Below are 992 nucleotides of genomic sequence, written 5' to 3' on the forward strand. Positions count from 1 at the left end.
CATCAATATTCACGATGTTCAATTAGCAAAGCAGTTTGTTGACCGTGTTGTCGGCTTAAATGCAGGTTGTGTCGTATTTGATGACAAACCAAACCTGCTCACTGAATATGTTTTAACGCAAATCTACGGTGAAGAAGACTGGAGTCAACAAGCAGAAGAAGAGGCCGATGACCTCATCATCACAAGTCCTCGCCTGTCTGAGGCAACAATATGACTCAACCATATCCAAATCAAGTTCAGCAGCATTTAAAGTCAGGAAAACAGAATTCCAAACAATACCCGACACAGTGGACAAAGCCGCCACTGATTTCTAGCCCATGGTTACGCTGGAGCTTAATCATCATTGTCGCGGTTTACTTGTACCTTGCGACTCAATCGGTACACGTCAACTGGACTCGAATTTACGAAGGCAGCGAACGCGGCTGGCAGTTCATTTTGGCTTTCATGAACCCAGATTTTGGTGGCCGATGGAACAACATCTCACAAGGTTTGATTGAGAGTTTAACCATGACCCTGACATCAACCGTGGCGGGTGTCCTTCTTTCAATCCCATTCGGATTAGGCGCAGCCAAAAACCTTGCCCCTACTCCCGTTTATCTATTCTGCCGTGCGTTTATTTCGATCGCTCGTAGCTTACAAGAGATCATCGTTGCGATTCTGTGTGTGGCTCTGTTTGGCTTTGGTACGTTTGCGGGTTTTGTCACGCTGACCTTCGCAACCATCGGCTTTCTCGCGAAATTGTTTGCCGATGAAATTGAAGCCATCGACCCAGCACCACTCACCGCAATGCGCGCAACTGGCGCAAGTTGGTTACAACAAGTGAACTATGCGATTCAAGCGCAGGTAATGCCACGCTTTATCGGGCTTTCGATGTACCGACTCGACATCAACTTCCGAGAGTCAGCGGTAATTGGCATTGTTGGCGCAGGGGGTATCGGTGCTACATTGAACACCGCAATGGACCGTTACGAATACAGCGCAGCGGCCGCTAT

1 protein-coding gene and 1 pseudogene are annotated in these 992 nt (G+C 48.1%); both read left to right on the plus strand.

Annotated elements, in window-relative coordinates:
* A pseudogene (locus AB4486_RS24535) lies at window positions 1-214 on the plus strand (phosphonate ABC transporter ATP-binding protein); the annotation flags it as partial.
* On the plus strand, window positions 211-992 hold a 782-nt coding region (gene phnE, locus AB4486_RS24540; RefSeq protein ID WP_372119274.1), incomplete at its 3' end, for a phosphonate ABC transporter, permease protein PhnE. The pseudogene AB4486_RS24535 and the gene phnE, both read left to right, overlap by 4 nt.

Origin of the sequence: Vibrio sp. 10N.222.55.C6 (genome assembly GCF_041473395.1) — a bacterium.
Taxonomy (GTDB): Bacteria; Pseudomonadota; Gammaproteobacteria; order Enterobacterales; family Vibrionaceae; genus Vibrio; species Vibrio crassostreae_C.